Here is a 16,271-nt window from a genome sequence, read left to right as displayed (position 1 = left end):
TGGTGTCTGAGCGGCCACGGCGGGGGCCGGAGGGTTCCGGCCGCCACCGAAGCGGCTCAGCCCTCCATGCCGCTGAGCGCGTCGTCCCACGGCTCCATGGCGTCGGTGATCAGCCGGTACAGGTGGTCCCCGGGGGCTTGGCGGCAGTCCTTGCAGATGACGGTGGCCGACTCGATGCCGACCCCGTAGATGTCGAGGGCGGGGGTTCCGTCGGGGCGGCGGCGGATGTTGAACCACAGGGGGGCGGTTGCTTCGAGCGTTCCGCCGCAGTCCTCACAGGGGAACTCGTCGTCGGCGGTGACGTCCGGGTCGGGCAGGTCGGCGACGATGGCGGCGAAGGTCTGGGCGACGGCGGCGGGCTTGATCAGGCTGACGGGCATGGCTGTGCCTCCGGGGGGTGTGAGGGGGTGGGGTCTGGTGTCTGTGCACCCTTGGCGGGGGCCCGGCGGGGGCGCTGGGCCCTCACCAGGGGCGCACAGCTCAGATGGACCGGAAGACGTGCCCGCTGCTGGTGTGGAAGTAGTCGCACTGCCACGCGATCATGTCCAGGGAGGGTCGCCAGCCCCGGCAACTCTCCATCACGGCGCGGTACTCGTCGTCCATCTCCATCAGCCGGTCATGGGCGAAGTCCTCCAAGTCGTCCCACTCGCCTTCGTAGGCGTCTTCGAAGGTGGCGACGGCGTACTCGGCGCTGCCGACGTGCGCGGCGTAGGCGGTGAGGGCTTCCAGCTCTGCGACGATTCCGGCGTCTTCGGCAAGGGCGGTCAGGTAGTCGGCGGTGCGGCTCATGGCGGGGGGTCTTCCTCGGGGTCGGTGCGGGGGTGCGGGTGGGGCCTGGTGTCAGACGGTGTCGGGGGCGTCGAACAGCTCGTCCAGCAGGAGGTCAAGGCCGGTGCCGAACTCCGGGTCGCGGCGCATGTCGCGGAAGGCGTCGAACAGGGCGGCCACCTGGTCGGGGTGGTCCATGCCGAGCATGGCGAGGCGGGGCCAGTAGCCGGACAGGCGGATCATGTCGGCGCGGGTCATGGTGGTGCTTTCCGTTCTGTGGTGCGGGAGTTGGCGGGGGTGGGGCCTGGTGTCAGGCGGCGCGGCCGTACACGGCGCGGTAGCCCTGCTTGGAGCCCCGGACGATGGCGCGGACGTCTTCGCGGTACGCGGCTCCCTGGCGGGTGGCGTAGCCGTCGAGGTAGGGCGTCAGGACGGCGGTCAGGGGCTTGCCGGTGGTCCAGCCGGACCCGCCGGTCAGGGTCGGGTGGGTCCAGTGCACAGGCGGGCGCGACTCCTCCAACGCGCAGTCACGGCACAGGGGTTCGCCGGTCCGGGCGTCCGCCACGGTCAGCCACTCCGAGCAGTCCGAGCACTCGACGTACCCCATGCTGGACAGGACGTCCTCCACCATGGACATGGTGATCTCTCCGAGGGACGGGCACGGCAGCTCGCGCAGCACGTCTTCACCGTCCACGCCGTCCGGCAGGGTGAGGGGTGATCCCTCGATCTCCTCGACCATCGCGGCCCACTCGCGCTCGCCGTGGTCCGCCTCGTCAAGGAACGGGTAGGCGGCCAGGCTGTCAGCGATCCGGCGCGCCGCGTCGGCGGCCAGGAACGAGTCAGCGTCGTAGATGATCCCTTCGCCGCACGTGTCCCACAGCGCCCCGCACTCCCCGGCGGCGTCGCCCATGATCCGGCATGCGGCCTGCCAGTTGGACTGTGCGCGGATGGCGTCCGACTCGTGCTGGTGCCAGCCTTCGCCGTCCTCCAACAGGGCTCCAGTGCCGTCCAGCACCATGCCTATCCGGGCCCAGCCGTGGGCGTCCGCCTCCGCCTCCATGCGGGTCACGAAGTCGTACCGGTGGCAGTGCTGGCCGGTGGCGGAGAGGAGTTCGTCAGTCAGGGTCGCGCTCATGATCGTTCCTTGCGGTGGTGCGGTTCGGGGTGGGGCGGTGGGTTAGCGGGAGAGCCAGTCGCAGGCGTACGCGCTGCCCTGCTCGCAGGCGTCGGCCATGCCTTCGGTCCACCCGTCGTTGAACGCTTCGACCCGGACTGCTTCGGGCGCGGCCGGGGCGGCGGTCGTGTGGCCAACCAGCCACCCGCCGACGGCGGTTGAGAGGGACAGGGCAAGGGCGGCGAGGATGCGGCGGGGGTTCATCGCGGGTGCTCCGAGGGGTTGAGTCGGGGTGGTCAGCGGGCGGCGCGGTCGCGGTCGTAGGCGTTCACCGGCACGGCGGCGGGCGCGACGGTCACCGGCTCCGCCGCAGCGGCCACAGAGGGGCCCTGCACGGCCCGCTTGACCAGACCGGGCACCTTGCCCGCCCCGTGGGCCACAAGGACCGTCAGCAGGGCGGCAGCGATCCCGCCGCCCCAGTTGTGGGTCTGCCACGGGTTACCCGCCAGCAGCATGACCAGACCGAGGGTGGCGGGGACAAGGTTGTTTTTACGCACGGTGACTCATTTCGGGGGACCGAGGGGCGCGGCTATTGCGCGCCGCCATTCGGAGGATTTCCAGTAGATCGCTCAGGCGGTGAATTCGTCCGTGGCAGCGGCATTTCGTCTTCGCTGCGCTTCGTCCGTCGGCCGAGCAATTCCAATGAAGCAAATGCGCAGGTCAGAACGCAAGTTGAGGCGACGTGATCTGCGCCTCATGAATTCCCGGCAATACCCGGGGGATGACTCCCGCGCGCGTTCCTTTATTGCCCGGGGCGTCATAGCAGTCCGAATTCGATACGAATATCAGCCGACCCCTTTTACTGACGGGAAAACGCATTGTGACCAGCGGAAATGAACTTCCTGCCACGTACTAACTGCGGAGAGTGAGGCCGCGGGCGTCGGCTGGTGTGTTAACCGGGGCCGCTTAATACTTGTGGAGGCGGCTTCGCGCGCGTGCGCGCATGTTGCAGCGGCACCCCGGCCAGCCTCCCCTCGCAGCCCCGCCAGGGCAACGCTCCCCGACCGGTCCTCTCTCCCCGGCCGTGGTCGAGCACCTGGCGGGGCCCTGCGCTTCAAGGAGGCTGCTGTGTCCGCGACTTCGCGCCGCACGACCCCGCTTCCCCCGCACTGGGCCCGCCTTCGCCGCTCGGTGATGAACCGCGACGCCTGGCGCTGCCAGCACGTCCGCTACGACACCGGCGAACCGTGCGGCGAGCCCGCCCGCCACTGCGACCACATCGTCCCCGCCTCCGAAGGCGGCTCCGACGACCCCGCCAACCTTCGCGCGCTGTGCGACTGGCACGTCCTGCGCAAGGACGCCGCCGACGCCGGCCGGGCCCGCCGACGGGCCGCCGCGATGCGCTGGCAGCCCATCCGAACCCGCCGACCGCACCCCGGGGAGGTCCGTTGAACGTCGACCCGACGCTGAAGGACCCGCAGGCCGTCCGCGCCGCCCTGGTCGAGCTGTACGAGACCGAACTCGACCTTGAACCGGGCGACTTGGCCGCGATCGACATCGCCGCGGCCATGCTCGCGCGCGCCGCCTCGCTTGACGCGATCGTGCGCCGCGAGGGCCAGATGATCGAGGGCGGCAACCGCAAGGGAATGATGGTCCTCCACCCGGGCGTCACCCAGGCCCAGCAGAACCGCGCCCAGGCCGGCGCCCTGCTGGCCAAGATCCGCGGTGAGGGCGAAGGCCCCAAGCGCGGCCACAACGCCCGCGACGCCGTAGGCGCCCGCTGGGGCAACCGAGTCTGAGAAGGGGGTCTCCGTGGCACGCCGCAAGACACGGGCCGCCGGCCCCTCGGACGAGGCCCTGCGCATCGCCCGGACGATCGCCTACTACCAGGTCTGCCTGGACTCCACGGTGCCGCACGAGACGGCCAGGGAGCTGTGGGCCCACGACATGACCACGCCCTTCGAAGCGGGTGACCACGTCTCCGCCGCGATGGCCCGCGACCTGGAAGAACGCGCCCGCCGGGAGGCAGCCCAGCCGTAGGCCGGCGGGCCACTTCGCAAGCTCCGCACGCGCGGAGAGCGGCTTGACCTCGTCCATTTGGACGAGGTCCGTGCGTGGGCGTGTGGAGAGCAGACCAACTGATCTGCGACCAGCGGTGCTGGCGACTCTCGACACTTCAACGCACGTCTTCCGCGAGGGGGTGACCCATGAACCACCCCCTCACCTACGAGCCCGTCTGCACGATCCCGGACACCGTCCCGCATCCGCACCGCACGCTCGCGGGCGAGCTGCTGCGCTGGTCCGCCCGCGCGTTCCGGCCGGACTGGAAGTACACCCCGGAGCAGGTCAGAATCCTCGCCCGCTGGTATGAGCTGCGCGACGGCGCGGTTCCGGAGGACCCGAACGACCCCGAGACCTGGGGCCGGGCCTTCCGCCATGAGTCCGGCACCCTGCGCCGCCTGAAGGGCTGGGGCAAGGACCCGATGATGGCGAGCGTGGCGGCGATGGAGTTCGTCGGCCCGTGCCGCCTGGTCGGCTTCCGCGCCGACGGCTCGCCGATCGGCGGACCGCCGCAAGAGGCGTGGGTGCAGATCTTCGCCACGGCGGCCGGCCAGAACGTCAACACCATGTCGGCCTTGAGCACCGTCTTCTCCCAGGCCGCCATCGACCGGTACGCGATCAAGCTGGGCCAGGAGGTCTGCTACGCCTCGCAGGCCGACACCGACGGCCGGCAGTGCCGTCTGGAGGCGAAGGCGTCGTCGTTCCGCGCCGCCGAGGGCGGGCGCCCCTCGTTCGCGCTGCTGAACGAGACCTGGCACTGGGTGGAGGGCAACCACGGCCCCCGCCTGGCGGCCACGATCCGCCCGAACGCCACGAAGGTGGGCGGGCGGACGATGGAGATCACCAACGCCCCGGTGATCGGCGAGGAGTCCGTCGCCGAGGGCACCTGGTACGCCTTCGAGAAGCAGCGCGACGGCGTCAACCGCGACGCGGGCATCTACTACGACTCGGTGGAGGCCCCGCCCGGGGTCGACCTCGCCGACGAGCAGCAGCTGCGCGCCGCGATCCTGTGCGCCCGGGGGGATTCGGTGTGGATCAACCCGGACCGGGTGATGAAGGACATCTGGTCGGCGTCGACCACCGAGGACGAGTCGCGCCGCAAGTACCTGAACCAGCTTTCCAGTCACGATGACGCGCTGGTGGACCGCGACACCTGGGACCTGGCCACCGTCGAGCCCGAGGACGGCATCAAGCCCGGCGAGCGGATCGTGCTGGCCTTCGACGGCGGCAAGACCGACGACTCGACAGCCCTGCTGGCCATGCGAGTTCGGGACAAGCTCGTCCAGAAGCTCGCGCTGTGGGAGAAGCCCGACGGCCCGGCCGGCAAGAACTGGGAAGTCGACGGCCAGGAGGTCAACGACATGGTCGGCCACGTCTTTCAGAAGTACACCGTTACCGCGTTCTTCGCCGACGTCGCGGGGTGGGAGTCCTACGTCGCCGACTGGTCGGAGAAGTACGGCAAGCACCTGCTGATCAAGGCGTCCGGGAAGTCGACCTGCGGGTTCGACATGCGAGCGAACCAACGCGAGATCACCACCGAGCACATGGCGATGGTCGGCGCGATCGAGACGGCGGCCCTGCCGCACGTGCGCGACTACTCGCTGACCCGCCACACCCTGAACGCCCGCAAGCGGCCGAACCAGTACGGCATTTCGTTCGGCAAGGAGTCCCGCGAGTCGAAGCTGAAAGTCGACCTCTACGCCACGATGTTGATCGCCTGGATCGCCCTGCGCCGCCTCGCCGAGAGCGGCAAGCTCAAGCCGCAGAAGCGGCCCGGAACGCTACAGACCAGAGGAGGGTTCTGATGTCCTCCCTGCCCGTCGTTCTCCAGCGTGCCCGCCACGCGAAGGGCCTGATCGACCGCGACTTCGACCGGCTGAACCTGGTCGACCGCTACGCCCGGGGCCTGCACCGCGCGCCGTGGATGCCGGCCAAGGCGAACGCCGAGTTCAAGGACCTGGTGAAGCGCTCGATCGTGAACGTGAGCGGCCTGGCGGTGGAGGCCCCGCTGAACGCCTTGCGGGTGCAGGGCTTCCGCAAGCCGGGCTCGGGCGAGAACGCGTACGAGTGGCGGTACTGGCAGAACAACCGGCTGGACGAGCGGCAGAACGCCGTCCACCGCGCCGCGCTCACCTCCGGGGCGGCGTACGTCGTCGTCTCGCCGGACCCGCGTAAGGGCCGTCGCGAGCCGCTGATCCGCGCCTACGACGCGATCAGCACCGTGGCCGTCTACACCGATCCGGCGTGGGACGAGCATCCGGTGTACGCGCTGCACGTGCCCGAGCAGCAGCCGGACGAGCACCGCACGCTCGCCTGGCTGTGGGACGACGTCGCGAAGTACACCGTGGACCTGGACGCCGAGCCGGACGCCGCCGTGCTCGCCACTGAGCCGCACGGCATGGGCGTGTGCCCGGTGGTGCGGTTCGCGCCGGCCGTCGACCTGCGGGGCCGCACCCGGGGCCTGGTCGAGCCGCTGATCGTCTCGCAGGACCGCCTCAACCAGCAGACCCTGTCGCTGCTGCTCAACGAGCACTGGGGCGCCCACGCGATCCGCTTCGGCACCGGCCTGGCCCCGTCGGAGCGGCTGGACCCGGAGACCGGTGATCCGCTGCGCGACCCGGAGACCGGCGAGCCCGTCTACGACGTCCCGAGCCTGGACCCGTCGACCCTGCTGATGGCGCCCAACTCCGATGCGAAGTTCGGGCAGCTCCCGGCGATGCCGACCGGCGATCTGCTGGCCTCCCGCCGCCAGACGATCGAGGAGATCATGGGTCTGGCGGACGTGCCGCCGCACTACCTGGCCGGGTCGAACCTGGTGAACCTGTCGGCCGACGCGTTGGCGGCGGCGGAGACGTCGTTCAAGCGGTTCCTGTCCACCCTCCAGGACTCGCTGGGCGAGTCGTGGGAGAGCGTGTTCCGGCTGTGCGCGCGTGCGGCCGGCCGGGGCGAGATCGCCCAGGACGAGAGCCAGGTCGAGTGGGCCGAGAAGGCAACGCGCTCGCTCGCGCAGGCCGCCGACGCCATGGTCAAGCTCATGCAGCAGGGCGTCCCGCTCGCCGTCGCGCTGCGCAAGGTCCCCGGCTTCTCCCAGGCCGACATCGATGAAGCGGTGAAGGCCGCCGAGGAAGCCGCCCGCAAGGCGGAGGCGGCCGAAGCCGAGGCCCTGAAGCAGCAGAAGGAGGCGGCCGGTGGCGTGGACTCCAAGGTCCGCCGAGATCCTGAGGGCGGTGGCCGCGTACCAGCTCGCTCAGGAAGCGCTGGCCGCTGACTTCGCAGCCCGCTGGGCTCAGGTGCTGGCCACTGTCGAAGCACGCGAGGTCGCCGGTTCGCTGAGCGAGCTGGAAGCCGAGTTCGCGGCGGCGATCCGCGAATCCGCGGCGGCCTCCTACCGCCTGTCCATCGCCTTCTACCGGCTGGTGCGGGCGCTGGAGACCGGCCGCGTGGTCGGAGGCCTCGGCTACCGCCCGGGTGCCTCGCTCGGCTCCCTGTGGCAGGACTTCAACAAGGCGACGGGCAAGCGGACCGGCTCCGGACCGTCGACGCCTCTGCCCGTGGACATCCGCAACCCGTTCCCCGCCGCCGACCTCAATCGCGAGGCCGACCGGGCGGCGGAGGCGTTCCGCCACCAGGTCGCCGACCGCGTCGCCCGGCACGAGCGCGAGCGCGCCGGCCGGGGCTCGGCCGCGCTGGACGACGCCGAACTCATCGCCTGGGAGAAGGAGTTCCTGGAGTCGCTGCGCACCGGCAGCACGGGGGCGGGCGGCATGCTCGTCCAGGACGGCGGCCGGGACGCGATCCACGCCGCGTTGCAGGACGACCCGGGGGCGATCGGCTACTACCGCAAGACCGACAGCTCGCCGTGCTACTTCTGCGCGCTCATGGCCTCCCGGGGCGCGGTCTACAAGTCGAAGCGCACGGCCGCGTTCGGCGCCCACCCCCACTGCCACTGCCAGGCCGTGCCGATTTTCTCCCGCCGCTACCAGCTCCCCGCCGAGAACGGCCGGTTCGCCTCGATGTGGCGCCGGTTCGGGGGCGGCTCGCTGGCGGACTGGCGCACCTACTACAGCAAGACCACGAAGACCTAGGAGAGACCTTGTCCGAGACCCCGACGCCCGAGACCCCGACCCCGGCCGAGGCGATCCCCGGCGGCGTGGCCCACCCGGACACCCCGCCCACCGAGCCGCAGCCCGAGGCCCCGGCCCCCACCGAGGAGGGCGGCGAGGAGAGCGCCGCCCCGGCTCCGGTGGAACCGGACTACAAGGCGCTGTACGAGAAGATGCAGGCCGACCTGGAGGCGACCCGCGAGCGCGGCCAGGAGGCCGGGGTCGAGGCGGACGAGCTGCGCGCCCAGGTCGCCCAGCTCCAGGAGCAGGCCCTTCGGGACCGCATCGCCGCCGAGTACGCCCTGCCGCCCGTGCTCGCCGCCCTCGTCCAGGGTGGTGACGAGGCGGCCGTGCGCGCCCACGCCGAGCAGCTGGCCGCCGTCGCCGCGCCGAAGCCGCTGCTGGGCGCGGGCGGGCTGACCCCGCACTCCGAGCCCGACCCGTACAAGGGCCTGGCCGAGAAGCTGCGCCAGCGCCGCTACGGCATCTGACCCCCACCCCATCTTTGAGCCGTCCTGCCCCCGGGGCGGCTTTCCGTCTTCCCGAGGAACAGCGCCATCTCTCTCAACCCCGCACGTGCCAACGCCTTCCAGAACCCGGACAAGCTGGTCACCCAGGCCCTCGCCAACCTCAAGGACTCCGTGGTCCTGGCCGGCATGTTCGACCGCCGCGCCGCGTCCGAGTTCGTCAACGCCACCGGCCAGGTCATCTCGATTCGCCGCCCCGCCCGCCTGAAGGGTGCGGAGGAGGCGATCGACGCCAAGCGCAAGTTCAACGACGCCTCCACCTGGATTCAGTCGGAGAACCTGAACGAGGGCCTGCTCGAAGTCCGGCTCGACACCCACGCCTACTCCGCGGTGGACCTGTCCGACGCCGAGCTGAGCCTTGACCTGCTTTCGTTCGGCGAACAGGTGATGGTCCCGCAGATCGACTCCATCACCGAGCGCCTGGAGAACAAGGTCGCCTCCGCGATGAACGAGTTCCCGGAGGTCGCCACCGCCGCGAAGATCCCGGTGGACCTCTCCAAGGCCGCCAGCGACGAGGCCGCCGGCCAGATGATCCGCAAGGCCCTCGCCCGCCTGCGCGTCCAGCTCAACAAGGAGAACATCCCCACCGAGGGCCGCACCGCCGTGCTCGGCTCCGAGGCCGCGTTCTACCTGCTGAACTCCTCGTCCATCCTCAACGCCTCCGAGCACGCCGACGGCGGCGCGGCCCTCAAGGAGGCCACGATCGGCCGTGTCCACGGCTTCAAGATCGTGGAGTCCACCAACGGGGTGCTGAACCCGATGGGCATCTACGCCTTCCACCGCAGCGCCGTGCAGCTCGTCTCCGGCGCGCCGTCCGTCCCGGAGTCCGCCAAGGGCGGCCGGCAGAGTGCCGACGGCTTCGCGCTGCGCTGGATCAAGGACTACAACTCGGGCGCGGCGATGGAGCGTTCGTTCCTCTCCTCGTATTGGGGCGCCACCCTGGTCACCGACCTCAAGAAGGGCGAGACCAACTGGCAGGACCCGAAGAACCTGGTCAAGGTCCGGGGCGTCAAGGTCACGTTCACCGGCGAGCCCGCAGCGGCCGGCACCTCCACCAAGTAAGGGGTGCCTGTGGCGCTGGATGTCGCCGACCTCTTCAAGCGCCTGGGCAAGCCCGCTCCCGAGCCCGGCACCCCGGACTGGGAGCGGGCCAGCGCCGCGCTGGAGGACGCGTTCTGGGTGATCGCCGCGACCGGCCACCCCGCCTGGTCGCCCGAGCGGCACCCGCCGGTGATCCGCACCCTGGCCCTGGCCGTCGCCGACCGCCGCTTCCGCAACCCCGAGGGCTACGTGCAGGAGCAGGCCGGCGAGGTCTCCTACCGGATGCCGGACGGCACACCGATCGGCCTGGCCCTCACCCGGGGCGAAGTCGCGCTGATCGAACGGGTGGCAGGCCGCTCCGGACTCCGCTCCGTGCAGGCCCGCCGCGAGGTCGCCTCGCGCGGCCTGCGGACCGGCTACCCGTTCCCGGACCCCGAGGACTCCTGGGGGCCGGTGTGAGCCTGCTGGAACGCGGGCGCACCCGCGTGACCGTCCACACGGTGGTCATGGTCGATGACGGCTACGGCGACCGTCGGCCGGCACCCGGGCCGAGCACCACCTACTCGGCGTGGGTCCAGCCGGTCGGCGACGCCGCAGGCTGGCGGGCCCCGGTCGGCGCTCAGGTCGGCTGGGCCCCGCCGATCCGCCGCAAGATCGTGCTCCCGCCGGAGGCCGTGATCGACAAGTGGTCCGCCATCGAGTTCGAGGACCAGGGCGACCCCGGCACCCGGTGGGCCGTGGTCGACCCGCCCCGCGCCCACCACGGCGCATCGGCTCGCATGAGGTTCGTGACCGTGATCGTGGAAGGCGGTGGCCAGAGTGGCGGAACTCCGTCCTGACCTGGACGCCGTGATCGCGGGTCTCCCCGGGGTGATGGGCGCGCTCAAGCTCGAAGCCGAGGAGCGCAAGGCCCGCGTGGTCGCCAAGGCCGCGCTGCACATCGACACCGGCGAGTTCATCGCCGGACTCAAGGTGCGCCGCCACTCCAAGGGCTACGCGATCATCAACCTGGACCCGCTGGCCGCACACAAGAACTGGGGCGGCTTCAACCACCGCGCCGGGCGCCACGTGGACGGCATCCACGCGATGGAGGCCGCCCTGTGGTGACCCGCGAGCCCTACCTGATGCCCGACTCCGAGCGGATCGTCCTGGACGCCCTGCGCACCGTCCTGCCGGAGCACCGCTGCGCGGTCTACCTGCCCACCGACTGGCAGCTCGCCCTGCGCACCAGCGGCGGCCTGGTGATCGCCCGCCGCGTCGGCGGCACGATGAAGGACCGCCGGTTCATCGATGAGGGCATGTTCACCGTCCAGACCTACGCGACCTCGCGGGCGGACGCCTCCCTGATGGCCCGCCGCGCCCGCGCCGGCCTGGTCCGCCTCACCTTCGAGCAGTTCGGCAACGCCGACGGCTACCTCTCCCGCTTCCGCGAGGCGACGGGGCCGTTCATGACGACCGACCCGATGACCGAGGCCCAGCCGGACTTCTACCGCTTCTCGGCCAACTACATGATCGCTACAAGGCCCCGCTGAGGGCCGGAAAGGAGTCAGCTTGGCTGCTGACGACGCCCCGGTCCTGGTACCGGGCACCGGATACATCTACGTCGCCACCCCGGGCACCCCGCTGCCGGACCTGAGCAAGCCGGGGTTCGACCCGAAGGACAGCACCAAGTGGGGGCCCGAGGGCCTGACCTGGAAGTCCATCGGGAACACCTCGCTGGACAACGGCATCGAGATGTCGGTCGACGGCGACGAGCCCGAGGTGCTGGGCAGCTGGCAGAACAAGTCGCTGAAGACCACCGACCCCGGCAAGACCTACGCGGTGACGATCAACCTCAGCGACTTCACCGCCGAGTCGTACAAGCTGTACTACGGCACCGACAAGGGCCTGGACAGCAAGGGCATGTTCTCGATCCCGACCAGCCCCACCGCGCAGAACCGCGCGCTGATGATCGCCGCCGTGGACGGAGGCAAGGCCGTCGTCTGGCACTACCCGAAGACGTCGATCATCGGCGCGGACTCGGTGACCATGGACCCCGCCGCGCTCGGCGAGATGCCCGTGAAGGCCACCGTCGTGGCCCTCAACCAGAGCACGCCGCTCGGCTCCGTCACCCCGGTGTTCGACCTGGCCGCCGGCCTCCAGGCCGCCGCGTAAGCCTCCCCGCCCCACCCCCACCGCACCACCCAGCAAGGAGAGTTGCACCCTGAGCACCACCCTGGCGTTCGCCGACCTCGCCGCCGAGGCCGAGCGCAAGCACACCGGCAAGGGCATGAAGTTCGTCGCCAAGAACGGCAAGAAGCTGAGGCTGCGCCGGATCGAGGCCCTGCCCGGCGGTGACCTGAAGGCGGCGCTCTCCCTGCTGGACGTCGTGCAGTCGAAGAAGGTCTCCAACGACAAGCGCATCGACGCGATGACCGGTCTGCTGGTCGCGGTCGCCTCCGACAAGAAGGCGATGCGCGAGAGCATCGATGCGCTGCCGCTGGAGCAGACCATGACCGTGGTCGAGGCGTGGATGCAGGAGGCCGCGCCGGGGGAAGCGCCGGCCTGATCAGGCTGCTGGACAAGCACGGCGCGGAGATCACCGCCGACCTGCGCCGCTACTGCGGCACGGATGTCCTGGACTGGTTCCGGGGCCGGCACTCCGCCCGCTTCATCCTCGCCCTGATCGGGACGCTCCCCGACGACTCCGCCACAGTGGCCGCACTCCGCGGTGGCCGTGAGGCCCTGGGCTGGGACGCTCGGACCTACGTCCTGGCGGACCTGGTGGACGCCGTGCAGGCGCTCACCCACGTCCAGGTCGCCAAGGCCGCGAAGAACCCGCGCAGCGTGGAGCGGCCGAAGCCGTACCCGCGCCCCTACGCCGGGAAGCCCCGCCGGCCGACCGGCACGAGCCCCTTCGCCGCCGCCCTCCAGCGTGAAGTCGGCGAAGGCGGCGGCCCCGTGCTCGCCGAGACAACCCCCCTTGCAGAAACGTTCCGCCTTCCGGCGGCCGTGCTCGCGCGCTCCACCGCGCAGACGCGGCCCGCGCCGGTCCGACTCACGTAGGAGGTGAGCCGATGGCCGGCCCCGGCGGCAAGGAGGCCGGGCGCGTGCACGTGCGCGTCCTGCCGGACACCTCGGACTTCCGCCAGCGCCTCAAGCAATACCTGGAGATGCTGGAGAAGTACACCAAGCTCAAGGTGAAGCTGGACCTTGACACCACGGGCGTGAACGCCCGGCTGCGGGAGCTGACCCACGACCGCAACGTCCGGGTCAACGTCGTCGCCGACACCGGCGAGGCCGCCGCCCGGATCGCAGCGCTCACCCGCGAGCGACGAGCACGGGTCAGGGCCGACGCGGACACCGCGCCGGCCGAGGCCCAGCTTCGGGCGTTCACCGGCCGCCGCTGGCGGCTGGGCGTCAACGTCCACCTCGCCAGGGGTGGGATCGAGCGGGTCAAGTCCGGTCTCGCGTCGATCGGTTCCGGCGCGGCGGAGGTCGCCCGGAACTTCGGGCGGCTCTTCACCCTCTCGATCACCCAGACCGCCGATGCCCTCCAGGGCATCGGGTCGGGCATCAGCTCGGCCGCCCAGGGCACCCTGGGCATCGCGGCCGGCTTCGCCCAGTCCGCCGCTGCCGCAGCTCCGCTGCTGGTCGCGGTGACGGCCATCGCCTCGTGGGTGACGGTCGTCGCCTCCGGGCTGGTCGCCGTCCTGGCGCTGGCCGCCCTGCCGGTCCTGCCGATCGGCCTCGCGGCCATCGCGGCGGCTGGCGACATGAAGGCCCTCGGTAAGAAGACCGAGGAGGCGATGCAGGCGGCGTCGGAGGCCGTCAAGCCTGCGACGGCGCTGATGCGCTCCGAGTTCGGGGGCGCGCTTCGCGACATCACGGGCTGGTTCCGCCAGGCCGAGCCGCAGGTCAAGGCGTTTTTCGACGCCGGGGCGCAGTTCGTACGCCCCATGGTGAAGTCGATCACCGACTTCACGGACGTCCTGTTCCCCAAGCTCACGGCGGCGATGAACTCGCCGGGGATGAAGGCGTTCACCGACGAGCTGCCCAAGGCGCTCGTCGGCATCGGCGCCAGCCTCGGTGACTTCTTCCTCACCCTGGCCAACGGCGGCGACCGGCTGAAGGCGCTGCTGCCGCCGCTGAACGGCCTGCTCGACGTCTTCCTCCAGGGACTCGCTTCCCTGGCGGTCCAGTTCTCGCCCGAGATCGCTGCGTCGATCTCGTGGTTCGCGGGCACCCTCCAGCAGTTCTTCCAGGTCTTCAAGGACAACGCCGAGGCCACGGCCGCCATGATGCGGCTGGTCGACCTGAGCCTGCGCGCCCTGGTCGTCGGCTTCGACATCACGATGGCCGCCTGGAACGCCCTGGCGGTCGGAGCCGTCGCGGCCTGGCACGCCGTCCAGGCCGCCTGGGACGGACTGACGGCCGCCACCTCCGCAGCCTGGTCCGCCGTGACCGCCTGGACTGCCTCCACCTGGGCGTCCGTGACGTCCACCGTCTCGTCGGCCGCCAGCGCCGCAGGCTCCGCCATCGCCTCGTCCTGGTCCGCGGTGACCTCCTGGACGGCCTCCGCCTGGGCGTCCGTGACGTCCACCGTCTCGTCGTCGGCCTCCGCTGTCGGCAGCGCCGTTTCAACCGCGTGGAGAAACGTTTCTTCATGGACGTCGTCCGCCTGGAACTCCGTGACGTCCTGGACCTCGTCCGCGTGGTCGTCCGTGACGTCCACGGTGTCGTCGGCGGCCTCGTCCGTGGGGTCCGCCGTCTCGGCGGCGTGGCGCAACGTCCAGTCCTGGACGTCGTCGGCCTGGAACTCCTGCGTCAGCGTGGTCACCTCCGCCTGGTCGAACATCGCCAGCGGCGTAGCCTCCGGCATCTCGACCGTCGTCTCGTACGTCTCCAGCCTGCCGGGCAAGATCCTCGGAGCGATCGGCGACCTGGGCTCGCTGCTGTTCGACAAGGGCAAGAGCGCGATCCAGGGCCTGGTCAACGGCATGAAGTCGATCTCCGTGACGAGCGTCGTCTCTGGGATCGTCAGCAGCCTCAACCCGTTCAAGTCCGCCGCGCCCGCCTCCGCTCCGGTGGCCGCGCCGCGCTCGCTGATGGCCGCGCCCATGATGGCGTTCGCCATGCCGGCCGCCGCGTACGCGAGCCCGCTGGAACAGGCCCTTCGCCCGGTCGCCACCGGGCTGCGCTCGCTGGACACCTACGGCTACGGCCAGCGCGCCGCCGCCGGGCTGCGCCACCCGGAGACCGAGCCCAAGGCCGCAGGCCGGGAGCGCTACGGCGCGCACATCACCGTCAACGCCCGCACCAACGCGGACCCCCACGAGATCGGCAAGGCCATCGCGTGGGAGCTGAAGACCTCCGGGAGGTAGCTGCTTGGGGGCTCTCTCCCCACCCTTCATCGGCGAGGTCACGTCCACCAGCGCCCGGGTCTTCTTCACGAAGACGCCGGGCGCGTGGACGGACGTCGAAACCACCAACACCGCCACGGGCAAGGCGCACTACGACGCCGAAGACCCCGCCTGGCCGGGCACGGCCCTCGTCGGCGACGAAGGCCCGCTGGGCGACGACCCGCCCCTGGAGCCGGACACCGAGTACCGGGTCCGCTACCACTGCACCGGCCCCGGCCTGGACGAATGGTCCGAGTCCGTGGTGTTCCGCACCCGGCCGGACCTGCCCCCGCCCGCGCTGCCGGACGCGGGCCCGCAGCCCAGCGCCCACAACCCCTACACCGGCCAGCCGTGGACCGCTGCCTGGGGCGGGCTGCTGCTCGGGGAGGACTCCTCCGTCGTCCTGGAAGAGGTCGCCGGCCTCCTGGACGCCCCCGACGTCCGCAGCTCGGACGCCGAGCTGCTTCAGCGCGACGGCCTGACCCCTGGCACCGACTACATGGGCGCCCGCACCGTCACCCTGACCATGCTGGCCCTGGACGACCACGAACTCCCCGCGCTGCTGGCCGCGTTCGCCCCCGGCGGCGAGGAGAAGCCGTTCGAGTTCGCCTTCCCCGGGGTGGCCGGCGGGAAGGCCCGCATCATGGCCCGGGTCCGCAAGCGCGCCGTCACCATCGACCGCGACTTCCACGCCGGACGCCGCCGCGTCACCGTCGAGCTGCTGGCCACCGACCCGCGCCTGTACTCCGCCGACGAAGCCCGCGCGACCGTCGCGGTGGCCGCCCCGCGCGAGGGCAGGCCGATCTTCCCGCTGACGTTCCCCTTCGACCTGGGCAACGGCCCCACCACCCGGGCCGCGCCGGACATCGACAACACCGGCTCGGTGGACACCTGGCCCGTCGTGCGGCTCACCCCGCACGACGGGGAGGTCCGCGACCCCTCGCTGACCCTCGTCCACGGCGGCGTGCGGAAACGCTTCGCCACCAGAGGGCTGAGGATCGGCCGGGGTGACGCCCTCGTGGTCGACATGGGCCGCCGCCGCATCACCCTCAACGGCGCCTCGCGCTTCGGCCAGGTCGAACCCACCTCCACCTGGTTCGCTCTGCCACCCGGCGACAGCACCGTTCAACTCGACGTATTGGAAGGCCCCACCGGGGTCACGGCGGACGTCTTCTGGCGCTCCGCCTGGATGTAAGGACCCCTGTTCTCTTGGCTGTTGAACTCCGCGCCCCACTCTTCATTCAGCAAGGCAGGTATGACGCGCTCGACCTGCGAA

The 16,271-nt window shown here is 71.1% G+C and carries 23 protein-coding genes; 17 read left to right on the top strand and 6 right to left on the bottom strand.

Features of this window, described 5'->3' with window-relative positions; genetic code table 11:
• Positions 1-56: 56 nt before the first annotated feature.
• The 6 genes from ACH5AR_RS22925 to ACH5AR_RS22900 all read right to left on the bottom strand — a co-directional run bounded on the left by ACH5AR_RS22925 (position 57) and on the right by ACH5AR_RS22900 (position 2,439).
• Positions 57-380: a hypothetical protein gene (locus ACH5AR_RS22925; protein ID WP_396303322.1), complete on the bottom strand. Its 324-nt coding sequence runs from the start codon at positions 378-380 to the stop codon at positions 57-59.
• Positions 381-480: 100 nt separating this feature from the next.
• Positions 481-789, bottom strand: coding sequence for an antirestriction protein ArdA (locus tag ACH5AR_RS22920; RefSeq protein ID WP_396303321.1), 309 nt, complete (start codon positions 787-789; stop codon positions 481-483).
• Between the two features lie 51 nt (positions 790-840).
• Positions 841-1,026 (bottom strand): hypothetical protein, encoded by a 186-nt coding sequence (locus tag ACH5AR_RS22915; protein WP_396303320.1) that lies wholly within the window; start codon positions 1,024-1,026, stop codon positions 841-843.
• A gap of 52 nt (positions 1,027-1,078) precedes the next feature.
• On the bottom strand, positions 1,079-1,903 hold the full coding sequence (locus tag ACH5AR_RS22910) for a hypothetical protein (protein WP_396303319.1): 825 nt from the start codon (positions 1,901-1,903) through the stop codon (positions 1,079-1,081).
• Between the two features lie 42 nt (positions 1,904-1,945).
• A complete protein-coding gene (locus ACH5AR_RS22905; RefSeq protein WP_396303318.1) occupies positions 1,946-2,146 on the bottom strand; it encodes a hypothetical protein in 201 nt (66 codons plus the stop codon).
• Between the two features lie 32 nt (positions 2,147-2,178).
• Complete coding sequence (locus ACH5AR_RS22900; RefSeq protein WP_396303317.1) at positions 2,179-2,439, bottom strand: hypothetical protein; 261 nt, start codon at positions 2,437-2,439, stop codon at positions 2,179-2,181.
• A 571-nt stretch (positions 2,440-3,010) separates the two neighbouring features.
• Here ACH5AR_RS22900 and ACH5AR_RS22895 point away from each other — a divergent pair.
• The 17 genes from ACH5AR_RS22895 to ACH5AR_RS22815 all read left to right on the top strand — a co-directional run bounded on the left by ACH5AR_RS22895 (position 3,011) and on the right by ACH5AR_RS22815 (position 16,190).
• The gene (locus ACH5AR_RS22895) at positions 3,011-3,334 is read left to right on the top strand and encodes an HNH endonuclease (RefSeq protein ID WP_396303316.1); all 324 of its coding nucleotides are present in this window, start codon (positions 3,011-3,013) and stop codon (positions 3,332-3,334) included.
• Positions 3,331-3,681 carry a hypothetical protein gene (locus ACH5AR_RS22890; protein WP_396303315.1) on the top strand — a complete coding sequence of 117 codons (351 nt, stop codon included), beginning with the start codon at positions 3,331-3,333 and terminating at the stop codon, positions 3,679-3,681. The genes ACH5AR_RS22895 and ACH5AR_RS22890 overlap by 4 nt, the downstream gene beginning before the upstream one ends.
• 13 nt (positions 3,682-3,694) lie before the next feature.
• Positions 3,695-3,922 carry a hypothetical protein gene (locus ACH5AR_RS22885; RefSeq protein WP_396303314.1) on the top strand — a complete coding sequence of 76 codons (228 nt, stop codon included), beginning with the start codon at positions 3,695-3,697 and terminating at the stop codon, positions 3,920-3,922.
• A 167-nt stretch (positions 3,923-4,089) separates the two neighbouring features.
• Positions 4,090-5,748 carry a terminase gene (locus ACH5AR_RS22880; RefSeq protein ID WP_396303313.1) on the top strand — a complete coding sequence of 553 codons (1,659 nt, stop codon included), beginning with the start codon at positions 4,090-4,092 and terminating at the stop codon, positions 5,746-5,748.
• A complete protein-coding gene (locus ACH5AR_RS22875; RefSeq protein WP_396303312.1) occupies positions 5,748-7,211 on the top strand; it encodes a phage portal protein in 1,464 nt (487 codons plus the stop codon). The genes ACH5AR_RS22880 and ACH5AR_RS22875 overlap by 1 nt, the downstream gene beginning before the upstream one ends.
• Complete coding sequence (locus tag ACH5AR_RS22870; protein WP_396303311.1) at positions 7,171-8,028, top strand: hypothetical protein; 858 nt, start codon at positions 7,171-7,173, stop codon at positions 8,026-8,028. Before ACH5AR_RS22875 ends, ACH5AR_RS22870 begins: the two co-directional genes overlap by 41 nt.
• An 8-nt stretch (positions 8,029-8,036) precedes the next feature.
• The gene (locus ACH5AR_RS22865) at positions 8,037-8,537 is read left to right on the top strand and encodes a hypothetical protein (RefSeq protein ID WP_396303310.1); all 501 of its coding nucleotides are present in this window, start codon (positions 8,037-8,039) and stop codon (positions 8,535-8,537) included.
• Between the two features lie 24 nt (positions 8,538-8,561).
• Positions 8,562-9,635 (top strand): P22 phage major capsid protein family protein, encoded by a 1,074-nt coding sequence (locus ACH5AR_RS22860; protein WP_396303442.1) that lies wholly within the window; start codon positions 8,562-8,564, stop codon positions 9,633-9,635.
• 9 nt (positions 9,636-9,644) lie between these two features.
• Positions 9,645-10,073, top strand: coding sequence for a hypothetical protein (locus tag ACH5AR_RS22855; protein WP_396303309.1), 429 nt, complete (start codon positions 9,645-9,647; stop codon positions 10,071-10,073).
• Entirely contained in the window at positions 10,070-10,453 is a 384-nt protein-coding gene (locus ACH5AR_RS22850; protein ID WP_396303308.1) for a hypothetical protein, read from the top strand. Before ACH5AR_RS22855 ends, ACH5AR_RS22850 begins: the two co-directional genes overlap by 4 nt.
• A gap of 10 nt (positions 10,454-10,463) precedes the next feature.
• Positions 10,464-10,721 (top strand): DUF5403 family protein, encoded by a 258-nt coding sequence (locus ACH5AR_RS22845; protein ID WP_396303307.1) that lies wholly within the window; start codon positions 10,464-10,466, stop codon positions 10,719-10,721.
• Positions 10,718-11,146, top strand: coding sequence for a hypothetical protein (locus tag ACH5AR_RS22840; protein WP_396303306.1), 429 nt, complete (start codon positions 10,718-10,720; stop codon positions 11,144-11,146). The genes ACH5AR_RS22845 and ACH5AR_RS22840 overlap by 4 nt, the downstream gene beginning before the upstream one ends.
• Before the next feature lie 19 nt (positions 11,147-11,165).
• Positions 11,166-11,768: a hypothetical protein gene (locus ACH5AR_RS22835; RefSeq protein WP_396303305.1), complete on the top strand. Its 603-nt coding sequence runs from the start codon at positions 11,166-11,168 to the stop codon at positions 11,766-11,768.
• Positions 11,769-11,883: 115 nt separating this feature from the next.
• Positions 11,884-12,162: a hypothetical protein gene (locus ACH5AR_RS22830; RefSeq protein ID WP_396303304.1), complete on the top strand. Its 279-nt coding sequence runs from the start codon at positions 11,884-11,886 to the stop codon at positions 12,160-12,162.
• The gene (locus tag ACH5AR_RS22825) at positions 12,123-12,659 is read left to right on the top strand and encodes a hypothetical protein (RefSeq protein WP_396303303.1); all 537 of its coding nucleotides are present in this window, start codon (positions 12,123-12,125) and stop codon (positions 12,657-12,659) included. The genes ACH5AR_RS22830 and ACH5AR_RS22825 overlap by 40 nt, the downstream gene beginning before the upstream one ends.
• An 11-nt stretch (positions 12,660-12,670) precedes the next feature.
• Positions 12,671-14,977, top strand: coding sequence for a hypothetical protein (locus ACH5AR_RS22820; RefSeq protein WP_396303302.1), 2,307 nt, complete (start codon positions 12,671-12,673; stop codon positions 14,975-14,977).
• Positions 14,978-14,981: 4 nt separating this feature from the next.
• A complete protein-coding gene (locus ACH5AR_RS22815; protein ID WP_396303301.1) occupies positions 14,982-16,190 on the top strand; it encodes a phage distal tail protein in 1,209 nt (402 codons plus the stop codon).
• The last annotated feature ends 81 nt before the right edge of the window (positions 16,191-16,271 follow it).

It is taken from the genome of Kitasatospora sp. NPDC018619, assembly GCF_044391605.1.
Lineage (GTDB): Bacteria > Actinomycetota > Actinomycetes > Streptomycetales > Streptomycetaceae > Kitasatospora.
Note: the sequence above shows the minus strand (reverse complement) of the source record. Positions and strands in the feature narration are given on the sequence as shown.

Bases quoted from the DNA above. Each gene is read 5' to 3' on its own strand.
- ACH5AR_RS22820 (WP_396303302.1), top strand. From the start codon at position 12,671: ATGGCCGGCCCCGGCGGCAAGGAGGCCGGGCGCGTGCACGTGCGCGTC.
- ACH5AR_RS22910 (WP_396303319.1), bottom strand. From the start codon at position 1,903: ATGAGCGCGACCCTGACTGACGAACTCCTCTCCGCCACCGGCCAGCAC.
- ACH5AR_RS22830 (WP_396303304.1), top strand. From the start codon at position 11,884: ATGAAGTTCGTCGCCAAGAACGGCAAGAAGCTGAGGCTGCGCCGGATC.
- ACH5AR_RS22905 (WP_396303318.1), bottom strand. From the start codon at position 2,146: ATGAACCCCCGCCGCATCCTCGCCGCCCTTGCCCTGTCCCTCTCAACC.
- ACH5AR_RS22915 (WP_396303320.1), bottom strand. From the start codon at position 1,026: ATGACCCGCGCCGACATGATCCGCCTGTCCGGCTACTGGCCCCGCCTC.
- ACH5AR_RS22875 (WP_396303312.1), top strand. From the start codon at position 5,748: ATGTCCTCCCTGCCCGTCGTTCTCCAGCGTGCCCGCCACGCGAAGGGC.
- ACH5AR_RS22920 (WP_396303321.1), bottom strand. From the start codon at position 789: ATGAGCCGCACCGCCGACTACCTGACCGCCCTTGCCGAAGACGCCGGA.
- ACH5AR_RS22880 (WP_396303313.1), top strand. From the start codon at position 4,090: ATGAACCACCCCCTCACCTACGAGCCCGTCTGCACGATCCCGGACACC.
- ACH5AR_RS22925 (WP_396303322.1), bottom strand. From the start codon at position 380: ATGCCCGTCAGCCTGATCAAGCCCGCCGCCGTCGCCCAGACCTTCGCC.